Here is a 13,153-nt window from a genome sequence, read left to right on the forward strand (position 1 = left end):
TGGCGGCTGCGGCGGCAGCTCCGGAAAGCAATGCGCTGCGGCGGGTGATGGAGGGGAAGTTCTCGGTCATTTTCGCGTACCGTGATCCTTTAACGGCTATGATTCGAGGGTAGTGGAGGATGCCGCTCTCCCGCGTTGCTAGGCGGCCCCCGGCCGGTTGATTGTCAGGAAATGCCGTACGACCGGCTTGTCCGTTCCTGAGTGATAGGCGAGGACCTGGCCTTGTAGGTCAGCATCGGCATTTGAAACCCGCTTGTGCTGGCGAAGATGCTCGGCCCAGGATTCGACCATGAACCATTCGACAATCTTTTGCGGATCGGCGGAGTCTTCCGTCACCCCCCATCCGTAGGCGCCGTCCCGCCGCCGCTCGTGGGACATGTCATCCAGCGCATGCAGGAAGGCTGTGCGATGATGTTTTTCGACGTGGTATTCTATGAGGATCAGAACAGGTCCACGGTCATGGGCGACAGGCTCGGCGACCAAGGGTTCTGGCCAGTGGTTGGACGGCACCATATCCGCGTCGCCTGCCGGCAGCTTTAAGCGATGCATGATGAAGCCCGCAATGAGCAGTCCCACCGCGCCGATCAGCAGCGCCCCCGGCACCCCGGCAGCTTCACCAACGGCGCCCCAGCCAAGGCTACCTGCCGTCATCGCGCCATTGAAGACGGTGAGATAGACCGCCAGGCCGCGACCGCGGACCCAGTTCGGAAGCACGGCCTGCGCTGCGCCATTCAGTGTGGTCAGGGCCGTGATCCAAGCGCCTCCGAGAAAGAGCAGAACAATGATGGCGACCCATTTCGGCGGCGCGAGCGACAAAGCGCCCATGACGAGTGCTGTGATAATAGCGGCACCAAGAAGCAGGCCATCGGCATTAAAGCGTTCGCGCAGTTTAGGCATGAGCAATGCGCCGCCGATCGCGCCGGCGCCGACGGCGCCAAGCAGGATACCGTAGAAGCCTGCGTCACCGCCGAGCAATTGTCGGGCGACGAGCGGCAGGAGTGCCCAGATGGCACTGGCGAAGGCAAAGAAAATCGCCGCGCGCAAAAGCACGACATGCAAGGGCTTGCTGGCGCGGGTGTAGCGCAGGCCTGCACGGAACGCGCCGAAGAAGCCTTCAGCCAGCGCATCATTGGCGTTCTTTGCCCGGGGCCACCAGACGAGCGCCGCGATGACGACGAGATAGCTCGCAACATCCGCGCCATAGGTGACGCCCGCGCCGAAGGCAGCAAGGAGTAGGCCGCCGGCAGCCGGCCCGATCGAACGGGCGATATTGATGCCGAGCGAGTTGAGCGCGACGGCGCTCTTGACGTCCTCTCTTTTCACCAGTTCCGGCACGATCGCCTGCCAGGTCGGCCCCATTAACGCGGCGCCGATGCCGCCAAGAAACGTCAGGCCGATCAGCGCACTGACCGAAAGCATGCCGGTATTTGCCAGGATCATGAGGCTTACGCTGACTGACGCGAGCAAGATCTGCACGGCGATCAGGAACTTGCGACGATCGAGAATATCGGTGAGCACGCCCGCAGGTATTGCCAGGAGGAAGATCGGCAGGGTTCCCGCCGCCTGTACCAGCGCGACTGCGGCCGGCGAGGCCGATAGATCGGTCATGAGCCAGGAACTGGCGACATCGCGCATAAAGCTGCCGGTATTTCCGAGGACGGTTGCAGCCCAAAGAACTGCGAAGACTGGCTGGGCAAGGGGAGCAAAGCTGCCCCCGGAGGATTTGGTAATGCTCATTTGCCAGCTCCCTTGGTCAGATCATTTGCGGCGACAATAATGAAAGCGCCAGCGAGCCCGAGATGCTCGAAGAAGGCGTTGGTTGCCATCATGCGGTCCATGCCTGGGGACAGCTCCCAGAAACGAAGGGCGATTAGGGTGGCAAAGAGCGTGAACCCGGCGAGCGCCAGCGCTCCGGCCCAGCGAAGGATCCCCGACACCACCATGGCCGAGGCCGCCAGTTCGAACACGATCACGGCGACCCCGAAGAAGGCAGCCGGATGAAGACCGAAATGCTCCATCTCGCCGATCGCACTCTGGAAATCGAAAAGCTTGGTCAGCGGCCCCTGGATATAGGCCGCGCACAGGGCAAGGAGCGCAAAGGTTCGGGTTACGGGTGCGGCAACGACCCCGGCAATACGCGGGCGCCAGCTGTTGGAAGAGAGGGAGTGATCAGTCATGTCGGCTCCTGCAATGTTGGCCGCTTCGTCCATGCGGCGGCGTGTTTCCATCTGATGGAGCGATATTGGCCGCAAAGATTGCCGCCAACAATTGCATCAAAAATTGAGATTCTCTTGCGATACTCGCAACAATGTTCCGTGGGGCAGCAATCTGAACGCTGCCCATCGATTATGTTGAAAAGTCACACAGCCCAGCAGGCGCAGCCGAGTGCGCCGAAGAAACCCTTGAGATCGGCGATCGGCAGTTTCGACGTCCAGGCACCGGCGTGGTCGTGGCCGTGGACGTTGCAGGAACTGGCGCAGCCGCAGGAGAAGATCGCGGTCCGGCGCAGGGAATTCATGCCGGCACCCTGCGGTTCACCCCAGGCCGCATAGCCGCCGAACGTGCGAACGGGTGACCAATCCGGCATGGCAGGCGGGACGTTGTTTTCGTCGAGCGCCGAGAAGTCGCCTGCACCGTAGACGATCTTGCCGCCAACCATGGTCAACTGCGAGGTGAGGTACGAGATCTCGTCTTCGGCGCAGGTGAAGAAGTCCTTGTCCGGCACGACGACGTCGGCGAACTGGCCCTTTTCGATCCGACCCTTCTTGCCTTCCTCGTTGGAGAACCAGGTGACCTTCTCCGTCCACATGCGCAGCGCCATCTCGCGGTCGAGGCAGTTGGCGCGCGGATAGAGCTGCATGCCGCCGACCGTCTTCCCGGTCACCATCCAGGCAAGGGAAACCCATGGATTGTAGGAGGCGACACGCGTCGCGTCGGTCCCTGCCGAGACGTTGACGCCCTTCTCAAGCATGCGCTTGATCGGCGGCGTGGCCTCGGCGATGCCATGACCATAGCGCTCGACGAAATATTCGCCCTGATAGGCCATGCGGTGCTGGGTAGCGATGCCGCCGCCGAGCGCCGCGATCCGGTCGATCGAACGATCCGAGATCGTCTCGGCATGGTCGAAGAACCAGTTGAGACCTTCGAGCGGGATGTCTTTATTGACCTTCTCGAAAACGTCGAGCGAACGGGAGATGGTCTCGTCATAGGTGGCATGCATGCGCCAGGGCCAACGGTTTTCAGCGAGCACGCGAACCACTTCCTCGAGCTCGCCTTCCATTTCCGGCGCCATTTCGGGCCGCGGTTGGCGGAAATCCTCGAAGTCGGCGGCGGAGAAGACGAGCATTTCGCCAGCGCCGTTGTGACGGAAGTAATCATTACCCTGCTTGTATTTCACCGACTGCGTCCAGTTGAGGAAGTCCTGCTTCTCTTCCCTCGGCTTCTGGGTGAACAGATTGTAGGCGAGGCGTACCGTCAGTTGGTCCTCATCCGAAAGCTTCTGGATGACCGCGTAATCGTCCGGGTAGTTCTGGAAACCGCCGCCCGCATCGATCACGCCGGTAATGCCCAGCCGGTTGAGTTCGCGCATGAAATGGCGGGTGGAATTGACCTGGTATTCGAACGGAAGTTTCGGTCCCTTGGAAAGGGTCGAATAGAGAATGCCCGCATTCGGTTTGGCGAGCAGAAGGCCCGTCGGATTGCCGATGGCATCGCGGGTGATCTCGCCGCCCGGCGGGTTCGGTGTGTCTCTGGTATAGCCGACGGCGCGGAGTGCTGCGCCGTTCAAGAGCGCCCGGTCATAGAGATGGAGCAGAAAGACCGGGGTATCGGGCGCGATCGCGTTGATCTCGTCGATCGTCGGCAGGCGCTTCTCGGCAAACTGATGCTCGGTGAAACCACCGACTACGCGAACCCATTGCGGAGCCGGCGTGATCGCGACCTGCCGCTTCAGCATGTCCATCGCGTCGGCGAGTGAGCGAACGCCATCCCAGCGGAGTTCCATGTTGAAGTTGAGGCCGCCGCGCACGACGTGGGTGTGGTTGTCGATCAGACCCGGCAGCATGCGCTTGCCTTTCAGGTCGATGATCTTCGTATCCGGTCCGGCGAGCGTCATCACCTCGCTGTCGGTTCCCACCTCGAGGAACAGGCCGTCTTTCACGGCGACAGCGGTGGCGTTCGGATTTGCGCGATCAAGCGTCGTGATCAGTCCGTTGTGAAAAACGATATCGGCGTGCATGGAAGCAGCTCCGGTCTTGATGGGATCGGCGGCATTGGCCGGTGTAAACAGATTTGAAAAGGCGAGGCTTGATGCTGCGCCCAGGAATTTGCGCCGTGTCGTCATCAGCTTTTCCCCAATGTCAAATCGTCGCCTGTGGAGGTCGCCTTCGCTACATTAAGCCCACCCTTCGGAAGGTGACCAAACATGTGCGGCTTGACCTGATGAAGCCAGGAAACGGCAGCGGGCTCGCGGCTCCAGAGATTTTTTGCCAGCGGCACGATCTGTTCGCCGACGAGAATACCTAGCAAGCCGATGAGAGCGATGACGGGCGGAGCCGGGGAGCGGACGTTGAGCAGTCCGTAGATGACGCCGACGAGAAGGCCGACTGCCAGCGATAGAAGGTAAATTTTCATCCGGGCGTTCCTTTTCCAAAAAGATCGCCCCGCCAAGTGGATCAGGGCGGGGCTGTTTCAGATCAGATAGAGGCCGGGTTCGGGCCGATCCGCTTGCCGTGCTTGACGCGTTCGGCGCCGCCGTGGACATGCGTAACAGCATAATCGATGCCCATGCCGTAGGCGCCGGAGTGCTCCTTCACCAGCGACGTGACCGCGTCGTAGGTTTCCTTGCGGGCCCAGTCGCGCTGCCATTCCAGGAGGACCTGCTGCCAGGTGACGGGAACGACACCCGCCTGCACCATGCGGTCCATCGCATATTTGTGCGCATCGACGGAGGTACCGCCGGAAGCATCGGCGACCATGTAGATTTCGTAGTCGGTGTCGTTCATGCAGGAGAGCGCGAAGGTCGTGTTGCAAACTTCGGTCCACAGGCCGGCGACGACGACGTTCTTGCGGCCGTCTGCGGCATGCTTGGCCAGCGCGTCGCGGACGTTCTGGTCGTCCCAGGAATTCATCGACGTGCGCTCGAGGATATCATTGTCGGGGACGACGGCGAGCAGCTCCGGGAAGGTATTGCCCGAGAAACTGTCGGTCTCGACGGTGGTGATCGTGGTCGGGATGTTGAAGATCCTGGCCGCCTTGGCAAGACCGACGACGTTGTTCTTCAAGACCTGGCGGTCGATCGACTGAACACCGAAGGCCATCTGCGGCTGCTGGTCGATGAAGATGATCTGGCTGTTCTGCGGGGTGAGAACCTGAAGCTTGCTGGACATCTCGTGTCTTCCTTTGATTGGGTTGCAGGTAGGTAATGGGGCAGGGAGGGCGGCACGTCTTGAAAGTTATGCCGCCTTATTGTTGGAAAGCGACGTCAGGCAGCCAGCGGTGCCAGGCCGGCTTCGATCTGGTCACGATAGGGCTCGTAGCGAGCCGGCAGTTTCAAAACCTCGCCAAGGTGTGCCGTGTCTTCGTCGCGGTCGAAACCGGGTTCGTTCGTGGCGATTTCGAACAGGACTCCGCCGGGTGTGCGGAAGTAGATAGCCCAGAAGTAATCACGGTCGATGACTGGTGTCACCTGGTATCCCGTATCCATCAGGGCCTTGCGGACTTCGAGCTGCTTTGCGCGGTTCTCGACGGCGAAAGCGATATGATGCACCGAACCCGCCCCCTGCCTTGCGAAAGGCGTTTTCGGAAGAAGCTCGAGGTCGATCGTATCGGCACCATTACCGCCGGGAATGATGAAGCGGGTGACATCGCCATCCGTCTCGGCGCGCTGGTAGCCCATGAAACCGAGCAGTTCGGACGTAGCAGCGGTATCATGCAGGCGAAACTTCGCGCCGGTAAAACCGCGGATACCGACGCTTTCGTCGATGCCGGCACCGCTCCAGGCCCTGCGGCCATCGTCTTCCGCTTCGATCAAAGCAAACCCCTCACCGTCCGGCCCCTTGAACAGTAGGCGGTCGGCACCGAAGGCAGTGTCGGCCTGCAGGTTGCCGACTCCCTTTGCCGACAGGCGATCCTGCCAGAAGGAGAGCGAGCCCTTGGGAATAGCGAACTGGGTTTCGCTGACTTCGCCGACGCCGGGACGGCCGCGCATCACGTCGGGAAAAGGAAAGTAGGTCATGACGGAGCCGGGAGTGCCTGCTTCATCACCGTAGTAGAGGTGGTAGACGTTGGGGTCGTCGAAATTCACGGTCTTCTTGACGCGGCGCAGGCCAAGCGTGTCGGTGAAGAACGCGTTGTTCTGGCGGGCATCCGATGCCATCGACGTGATGTGATGCAGTCCCTTGATATCCTTGATCATGATGTTTCGCCCTTCCGCGACTGGGTTGGTTTGTCTGGTGTGATTGAAACCTACGCCCGTTGATCATCGGCCGGAATTGCAATAATAATTGTCAATGAATTGCGATGGATGCAATAATCGATGAACGACTACAAGCTGCTTCGAACCTTTCTGCTGGCCGCCGAAAAGCGGAACTTCGCGCAGGTTGCGCGCGAACTCGACATGACCCCGGCAGCCGTCACCCGGGCGATCGCCGCCCTGGAAGAAGACCTTGGCGTGCAACTCTTCGTGCGGACCACGCGCCAGGTGTCGCTGACCACCGACGGCGCGATCTTCGCGGCCCAGATCCAGCCGGCGGTGCAGGCACTGGACAATGCGCGCAAGGACGTGATGAATACCCACAAGGCGGATCATGGCCGCCTGCGGATCAGCGCGCCGACCTGGTTCGGCCAGCAGGCCTTGCCGCCCATCCTGTCGGCCTTTAAGGAACGCTACCCGAAGATCAGCTTCGAGATCTCGCTCGCGGATGGGCTCGTGAACATTATTGACGACGACTATGATCTGGCGATCCGCATTTCCGCGGCACCCTCGGACAAGTTCACGATCTGGCGCAAGATCAGCGTCGTGCGCCGTATCCTCGTCGCAGCGCCGGGCAGCCGGTTTTTCGACATGAAACATCCGAACGAGCTCATTCCCGACGATTGCCTGGCCTATAGCGGTGACAGCAAGCGGGAGACCTGGACGCTGTCGGACGGCAGTGGTAGCGCCACGATTTCTGCGGGCCGGGCATTCAGCGCCAATAGCGGAGAGGTGCTGGCGAGCATGGCGGCCGACGGCGTCGGGGTCGCCATGCTGCCCAAGTTCCATGTGGCCGAGCATCTGCGGACCGGACGGCTGGTCCACGTCCTGCGGGACTGGGCGCCGCCAGACTTATGGTTGACCCTGTACTACCCCCCGTATCAGGTGCTGCCGCCCCGTATCGCCTCGTTCTCGAAGTTCTTTGAACAGCAGGTCCCGGCGTTCATGGCCGTAATGGAGTGAGTTGCGGTCGCGACGCCAAGGTGACAAGGCGGGGAAGCTTTTAGTGAGGACCCCGCCCCCAAACGGGCTTATCCGCCTGAAAAATCACCTCTTTGTACTAAATCGCCGGTTCAGGTCCTTCAAGGCGAATAGCTTTACCGGTAAGCGCGGCTGATAGTAAAAACCGACCATTAGGGCATCGAGAATGTCGATGATCTCTACCTCTTCATAAACGCGCCCATGACATTATTCAGCCGCTAAGACACTCCCCTTCAGACATGCGCTCACACCTGGACCGCACAATCCCAGTCGATGCGGCTGTCAGGCAACGTAGGCGACCACCTGCCCCTTTCAATTGCAGATTTCTCCGTAATGGTGCCATCTGAGGAGTTTCCTGTTGAATCCTATCCGCAACCTACAGTTCTGCACACTCGTCATCAGCGATTTTGCGCAGGAGGTACAACAGAGCAATGCGTTCTGCCGGATTGAGGCGTGAAACAGTCTCTTCGCTGATGAGATGTGCCCGGGGATACATCTCCTCGAGCAGGGCCTCGCCCTTGGGCAGCAGCGAGATCACCACCTTGCGGCCGTCGGCCTCGTCCTTGGAAAGATCGATCAGTCCGCGGGCCTTCAGCCGCTCGACAATGCCACGGATGGTCGCCTGGTCGACGGAGGTCGCCTTGACGAGTTCGACCTGCGAACTCGGACCAAGGTCATGCAGCGCGCACAGCGTCACGAACTGCACCGATGTCAGGTCTGGATCGCTGGCATTGGTCTGGAAAATCGACAGATGACGCTGATAGGCTTTGCGCAGCAGATGTCCAACTTGCTCCGTGACATGATAGCCATTCTGAGGCGCAAGCGCTTCGGGCAACTGTTCGGTGTCTTTTGCGGTCATCGTCGGAGCGGCCCATCGGTTCGGCGTCTTTGGCGGGAATGCAGGAAACACCACAGCAGGTTGCGCCGGTCAAGGCGTGTCGAGCCGCATCCGCTCCGCGCGATTTCACGCGGAGCGGCTTGGTAATCTCAGTTATTTGAAGTTGTGCTTCATTTCCTTGACGGCGATGTCGCCATCAAGAACCATCGGTTCATCGTCGAGGAACAGCGAGCAACCGCGCATCGGGATATCCAGATGGCAGGCGGTATCGTTCGGGCCGCCGAGCTCGTTGTTGGGGCCAGTGGAGAACATCACGTTGCCGTAGAAGGAGCGTGCCTCCATGCCCATGCCGCCCGGGAATTCGCCGGGCACCATTCGATGCCACTTGGCGTTCTGATTAAGGCCCCAGCCGACATGGCTCATGCCCATGCCACGCGGGTCGTTGAAACCTGCCATGTAGGATTTGACCAGCTCGGAATCGAGGCCACCGCGGATATCGGTGACCCAACCGTTTTCGATCGTATAGATGATCGGGTCGCGCACGTAGATGTTCTGCGGCAGCAGGATATCGCCGGGAGCAACGACGATTGTACCATCAACGCCGTCGTCGTCACCACCGGTGAATACAAAGCCCGACGGCCAGTGATCCCAGCGGCCAGGCTCGTCCGTGCACGCATATTCCGTGACGGTGGGATAGGTATTGAGCTTGTAGGTCACATCTGTGCCGTGCGCGGAGGTGATCCGCATCACCTTCGCTGTGGACAGCAGGTCTCCGGCAAATTCGACGCGCTCGCGCAGTTCCTTTGTCGGCAGCATGCGCGCGAGAATCTCCGGCGGTTCCACGGCGGTCAGGATACGCGTGCCGGCCGCCTGGATCGCCATCTGTTCCGGGCTGAAGAGTAGGAAGATGCAATCGATCAGCATGTCGGCTGCCTTCAGGGCCTCCACCGCTTCCGGCATGGCTGCGAGGCCTGTCTGGCCGACCGCCCATGCACCTGCTGGCGGCACCGGCGGCAAACGCATGTGATACATCTTGGCGCCAAGACGCATGCCCGCCGCCATGAAGGCGTCGGCGTAATCGAGGCGATCGTTGCCCTGGGTAAGGACAATGAGTTTTTCTCCGTCGTGGACGCCCGACATCTTCAACTGATGCAGGCAGATTTCAGTGAAGCTGAATTGATCCATGCTCGTTCCCTTATCTTTGCTTGAAGGCTTGGGTGTTTCGTCCAGTTACGGACATTCGGACTTGACCTTGGCGATTTCGGCGATCGCCTCCTCCCTCGAAACGACATCGCCATATTTGCTGTCGATATCGAAAAGGTTGGCATTGTGCGGATCCGGGTGCCGGTCGCCGACGCATTCGCGCACGACGATGCCACGGAATCCATGCTGGACCGCGTCGACGGCTGTGGCGCGGATGCAGCCGCTGGTCGAGCAGCCGGCCATGATCACGGTGTCGATGCCCTGCGCATGCAACTGCGAGGCAAGGCTGGTGCCGAAGAAAGCGCTGGCATACTGCTTGACGATAACGAGCTCGCCCTTGGCAGGCTCGACGCCGGCGCAGAACTCGGCCAGCAAATTGCCTTCGACCATTCCCTTCATGACGGGTGATTTCTTCACCCACATGCCGCCGTCAGCGCAGTTTTCCGCAAGATAGAGGATGCGCGTATGGATGACCGGGATGCCGGCGTCGCGGGCGGCCTGGATGAGCGCCGGCGTCTGCGCGACCGCGTCAACCACGCCCGGGGCGTAGAGAGGCGCGCCCTCGGTGGTGTACCCCTTCAGGAAATCGATGACGAGCAGGGCAGGGCGCTGGCCGAAGCCGATGCGGTTGCCCCAGACGCCCTGATAATTGCTTTCCGCGCTCTGCATGATTGGTGTCTCTTCAGTATGCGCCGGACAGAAGTGCGCCGGCGCCCGGCACGGCTGCTTCCAGACCCAGCTTCTTGAGCATACAGTAAGTTGTCGCCACAGCGGCGGTCAGAACCGGCTTGCCGGTCATGGCCTCGACCTTGGCAATCACCGGCAGCGACGGCATCTGCACGCAGGCCGACAGCACGATGACATCGACGTTCGACAGATCGAGCGTCTGGACAATGGCCGGGAGATTTTCCGGGTCGTGGCGGGCGACATCGAGATTGTCGGGAATTTCAAGGGCCCGCCAATCTATGACCTCGAAGCCCTCTTCCCGGATGTAATTCACCACGAGTTCGGTCAGCGGTTTCATATAGGGTGCGACGACGGCGATCTTCTTTGCCTTCATCACCTTCAGGCCCTCGATTAACGCGCCGGCGCTGGTAACGACGGGAATGTTCGTGTCGTTTTCCTGAGTGCGGCCGGTGAGGCGCTTTTCCGACTGGCGGTGATAGCCGAGGCCCATCGCCATGATCGCAACCAGGCAGGCGTAGCCGAGAACATCGACGCGGGCGTCGGAAAGCTCGACGGCGCAACGGTCGGATTCGGCGTCCATCGCAGCCAATTCTTCCTTGACCACTTTCTTCATCCGCATGCGGCTGGAGTGGAAGGTGAAGCGCTCGGGGCGGATGGACTGGCGCGCCGTCAACATGGCGGGAATTTCGGTCTCCATCGTCGTGTTGGAGCTCGGAACGATCTGGCCGATACGGTAATATTTCTGCACGGATGGAATCCTCTGCGTTGCAAAAGCGGGTGCCAAACAAACGGCGGCGGATCGTCGACCCGTCGCCGTATCAATAACGGGAGAGAAAATCTCCAAGCGCGGCAAAAAAGCCATCGAAATCATCCCATGGGATCATGTGCCCGGCATCGGGCACGCGCACGATTTCCACCGCTGGATAAAGTGCCTGGATTTCGTCTTCGTCCACCGGCTCGATGACGCCGCCGCGACCGGCAACCATAAGCATGGCTGGCTGGTTGAGCTTCGGGAGATCGGAGAAGATGTCGTCCTTGTGGAAGTCCTCGAAGGCGGTGACGATGGCGGGCTCGTAGCAGGTGTGCAGCCATTCGGCGCGCAGCTTCAGCTGTTCGTCGGTCCATGTCGGGCAAAACGCCTTCATGCCTTTCGCATCGATGCCCTTTAGCGCCAGGCGGATGCTGTCGACATACCAGGGCAGCTTGCTCGGGTAGGCGCGACGTCCGGGGCCAGACACAGGCGGATCGATCAGCGCAAGCCGCGAGAACGCCCTAGGTGCCGAAACGGCGGCGCGGATTGCAATGCGTGCACCCATCGAGTGGCCAAGCAGTGCCGGAGCGGAAAGTCCGAGCGCTGAGGCGAAGCCGACGACGTCAGCTGCCATCGTGTCGAGCCCGTATTCGAGATCTGGACCGGTCGAAGACAGCCCCCGGCCGCGCACGTCGATCACGTAGACGTCGTAGCGTTCGGCGAGCCGCTCGGCGACAAATCCCCAGGTGATCGCCGGGCTGGTTATGCCGGGGATCAGGATGACGGCAGGGCCGTTTCCGCCGTAGCGCAGATAGTGTTGCCGAATGCCGTTGGCGAAGACGTTTGCCCCGTACAACGCACCGCCGCTCATGCTGCGGTCTCGCTCTTCAGCGGCTCGGCATAGATGTCGTAGCCATAGACCCACGCGGGATCCTCCTGCTTGAGCAGGAAGGTGTTGGCGTTCGAAACGCTCTGGACACGCGTCGCGCGGTCGCGGCGGTTAGTCTCATACAGTCCGAAAGCGGTGCGGAAATCGTTGATGCCGGTTTCCTGCAGGCAGCGGGTCAGCATGGCGGCGTCTTCGATAGCCATCGCGGCACCCTGCGCCATGTGCGGCTTCATCGGATGGCAGGCATCGCCGAGCAGCACTAGGCGGCCCTTGCTCCAAAGCGGGAGCGGGTTGCGGTTGAACAGCGGCCATTTCGTCACCCCATCGGTGCTTTCGATCAGCGCCTGGATGATCGGATGATAGCCCTCGAACGCCGCCGCCATCTCGTCGCGGCTGCTGTCGACGAAGGCCGAATCGAATTCCCAGGCCGGATGCGGAACGCCGGTGACATAGTAATATTCGTCGCGGCTGGCCGTCGTGTAGTAGACCATCATGTGACGGTCCGGACCCCACCACTTGACGCAATCCTCGAAGGTCAGGTCGTATTTCTTCAGCTTGTCGGACGAGATCAGGGCGCGATGGCCGACCCAGCCGCTGTAATTCGGCTTTTCTTCGCCGAGCAGCGTTTCGCGAACGCGCGAATTGATGCCGTCGGCGCCGATCACGATATCGGCGCGGACCGAGGTTCCATCTTCGAATTCGATCAGTACGTCGGTGCCGCTGTCGTCGAGGCGAGCCAGCTTCTTGCCGAAATGCAAGGTGCCCGGTTGCAGCGCATCGCACTGAATGGCCTGCAAGTCGCCACGGTGAACGGTGCAATAGGTCTGGCCGTAGCCCTCGAGCGGAACCCGCGCGATGTATTCGCCGGTAATGCCGTCGCGGCTAAACCAATGGCTCGGCGTGCTGCTGATGCTGATGACCTTCTTGTCGACGCCGATGCGCTCGAAAATCTTCAGGACGTTCGGCCCCATATGGATGCCGGCGCCCAGGCGCGAGAAGCTCGGCGCTTGTTCATAGACGTTGACGTCAAAACCCGCGTGCTGGAGTAGCGCACCCGCGACGGCGCCACCGAGGCCGGCGCCGATAATCGCGATCTTTTCTTTTCGGTTAGACATAGCGACCCTACTTAGCTGTCTTTCGACGCATTGTTCCCACGATTGGAGGCTTGGCAAAGTCTAGCGCATACACTCTAAATAGCAATAGCGAGGCTTTGATTTTCATCGAAATTAAGTAGAAATTCGCCTAGTAATTGAATATACTAGCAAAATCGCAATGGCAAAATCCGACTTGTCATTCGTCACTATAAAGCGTATACGCTTCTTAATAAAATAA

At 60.4% G+C, this 13,153-nt stretch carries 13 protein-coding genes; 1 reads left to right on the plus strand and 12 read right to left on the minus strand.

Going from position 1 to position 13,153, the window contains the following annotated elements; translation table 11 throughout:
• Window positions 1-138: 138 nt before the first annotated feature.
• The 6 genes from HX899_RS31535 to HX899_RS31560 form a co-directional block, all read right to left on the minus strand.
• The gene (locus HX899_RS31535) at window positions 139-1,737 is read right to left on the minus strand and encodes an MFS transporter (RefSeq protein WP_181294247.1); all 1,599 of its coding nucleotides are present in this window, start codon (window positions 1,735-1,737) and stop codon (window positions 139-141) included.
• Window positions 1,734-2,177: a DoxX family protein gene (locus tag HX899_RS31540; protein ID WP_171598335.1), complete on the minus strand. Its 444-nt coding sequence runs from the start codon at window positions 2,175-2,177 to the stop codon at window positions 1,734-1,736. Before HX899_RS31540 ends, HX899_RS31535 begins: the two co-directional genes overlap by 4 nt.
• Before the next feature lie 182 nt (window positions 2,178-2,359).
• A complete protein-coding gene (locus tag HX899_RS31545) occupies window positions 2,360-4,342 on the minus strand; it encodes an amidohydrolase (RefSeq protein ID WP_181294248.1) in 1,983 nt (660 codons plus the stop codon).
• Complete coding sequence (locus tag HX899_RS31550; protein ID WP_138331118.1) at window positions 4,342-4,632, minus strand: XapX domain-containing protein; 291 nt, start codon at window positions 4,630-4,632, stop codon at window positions 4,342-4,344. Before HX899_RS31550 ends, HX899_RS31545 begins: the two co-directional genes overlap by 1 nt.
• Before the next feature lie 62 nt (window positions 4,633-4,694).
• Window positions 4,695-5,387: a hydrolase gene (locus HX899_RS31555; protein WP_181294250.1), complete on the minus strand. Its 693-nt coding sequence runs from the start codon at window positions 5,385-5,387 to the stop codon at window positions 4,695-4,697.
• A gap of 95 nt (window positions 5,388-5,482) precedes the next feature.
• Window positions 5,483-6,415 carry a VOC family protein gene (locus HX899_RS31560; protein ID WP_138331120.1) on the minus strand — a complete coding sequence of 311 codons (933 nt, stop codon included), beginning with the start codon at window positions 6,413-6,415 and terminating at the stop codon, window positions 5,483-5,485.
• A 120-nt stretch (window positions 6,416-6,535) separates the two neighbouring features.
• On the opposite strand from HX899_RS31560, the gene HX899_RS31565 reads away from it, so the two are divergent.
• Complete coding sequence (locus HX899_RS31565) at window positions 6,536-7,435, plus strand: LysR family transcriptional regulator (protein WP_138331121.1); 900 nt, start codon at window positions 6,536-6,538, stop codon at window positions 7,433-7,435.
• A 394-nt stretch (window positions 7,436-7,829) separates the two neighbouring features.
• On the opposite strand, the gene HX899_RS31570 is transcribed toward HX899_RS31565, so the two are convergent.
• The 6 genes from HX899_RS31570 to HX899_RS31595 all read right to left on the minus strand — a co-directional run bounded on the left by HX899_RS31570 (window position 7,830) and on the right by HX899_RS31595 (window position 12,936).
• The gene (locus HX899_RS31570) at window positions 7,830-8,312 is read right to left on the minus strand and encodes a MarR family winged helix-turn-helix transcriptional regulator (protein ID WP_180196033.1); all 483 of its coding nucleotides are present in this window, start codon (window positions 8,310-8,312) and stop codon (window positions 7,830-7,832) included.
• Between the two features lie 132 nt (window positions 8,313-8,444).
• Window positions 8,445-9,476, minus strand: a complete 1,032-nt coding sequence (locus tag HX899_RS31575; RefSeq protein ID WP_181294252.1) for a leucyl aminopeptidase — start codon at window positions 9,474-9,476, stop codon at window positions 8,445-8,447.
• A gap of 45 nt (window positions 9,477-9,521) precedes the next feature.
• Window positions 9,522-10,163 carry an N-carbamoylsarcosine amidohydrolase gene (locus tag HX899_RS31580; RefSeq protein ID WP_181294254.1) on the minus strand — a complete coding sequence of 214 codons (642 nt, stop codon included), beginning with the start codon at window positions 10,161-10,163 and terminating at the stop codon, window positions 9,522-9,524.
• A gap of 13 nt (window positions 10,164-10,176) precedes the next feature.
• Window positions 10,177-10,929, minus strand: coding sequence for an Asp/Glu racemase (locus HX899_RS31585; RefSeq protein ID WP_348647953.1), 753 nt, complete (start codon window positions 10,927-10,929; stop codon window positions 10,177-10,179).
• Window positions 10,930-10,999: 70 nt separating this feature from the next.
• Complete coding sequence (locus HX899_RS31590) at window positions 11,000-11,803, minus strand: alpha/beta fold hydrolase (protein WP_181294256.1); 804 nt, start codon at window positions 11,801-11,803, stop codon at window positions 11,000-11,002.
• Window positions 11,800-12,936, minus strand: coding sequence for an FAD-dependent monooxygenase (locus HX899_RS31595; protein WP_181294258.1), 1,137 nt, complete (start codon window positions 12,934-12,936; stop codon window positions 11,800-11,802). Before HX899_RS31595 ends, HX899_RS31590 begins: the two co-directional genes overlap by 4 nt.
• Between the last annotated feature and the right edge of the window lie 217 nt (window positions 12,937-13,153).

Origin of the sequence: Rhizobium sp. WYCCWR 11146, from assembly GCF_013591995.1 — a bacterium.
Classification (GTDB): Bacteria; Pseudomonadota; Alphaproteobacteria; order Rhizobiales; family Rhizobiaceae; genus Rhizobium; species Rhizobium indicum.

Coding starts and splice junctions, on each gene's coding strand:
- HX899_RS31595 (WP_181294258.1), bottom strand. CDS start 12,936: ATGTCTAACCGAAAAGAAAAGATCGCGATTATCGGCGCCGGCCTCGGT.
- HX899_RS31555 (WP_181294250.1), bottom strand. CDS start 5,387: ATGTCCAGCAAGCTTCAGGTTCTCACCCCGCAGAACAGCCAGATCATC.
- HX899_RS31560 (WP_138331120.1), bottom strand. CDS start 6,415: ATGATCAAGGATATCAAGGGACTGCATCACATCACGTCGATGGCATCG.
- HX899_RS31575 (WP_181294252.1), bottom strand. CDS start 9,476: ATGGATCAATTCAGCTTCACTGAAATCTGCCTGCATCAGTTGAAGATG.
- HX899_RS31535 (WP_181294247.1), bottom strand. CDS start 1,737: ATGAGCATTACCAAATCCTCCGGGGGCAGCTTTGCTCCCCTTGCCCAG.
- HX899_RS31550 (WP_138331118.1), bottom strand. CDS start 4,632: ATGAAAATTTACCTTCTATCGCTGGCAGTCGGCCTTCTCGTCGGCGTC.
- HX899_RS31545 (WP_181294248.1), bottom strand. CDS start 4,342: ATGACGACACGGCGCAAATTCCTGGGCGCAGCATCAAGCCTCGCCTTT.
- HX899_RS31565 (WP_138331121.1), top strand. CDS start 6,536: ATGAACGACTACAAGCTGCTTCGAACCTTTCTGCTGGCCGCCGAAAAG.
- HX899_RS31580 (WP_181294254.1), bottom strand. CDS start 10,163: ATGCAGAGCGCGGAAAGCAATTATCAGGGCGTCTGGGGCAACCGCATC.
- HX899_RS31570 (WP_180196033.1), bottom strand. CDS start 8,312: ATGACCGCAAAAGACACCGAACAGTTGCCCGAAGCGCTTGCGCCTCAG.
- HX899_RS31590 (WP_181294256.1), bottom strand. CDS start 11,803: ATGAGCGGCGGTGCGTTGTACGGGGCAAACGTCTTCGCCAACGGCATT.
- HX899_RS31540 (WP_171598335.1), bottom strand. CDS start 2,177: ATGACTGATCACTCCCTCTCTTCCAACAGCTGGCGCCCGCGTATTGCC.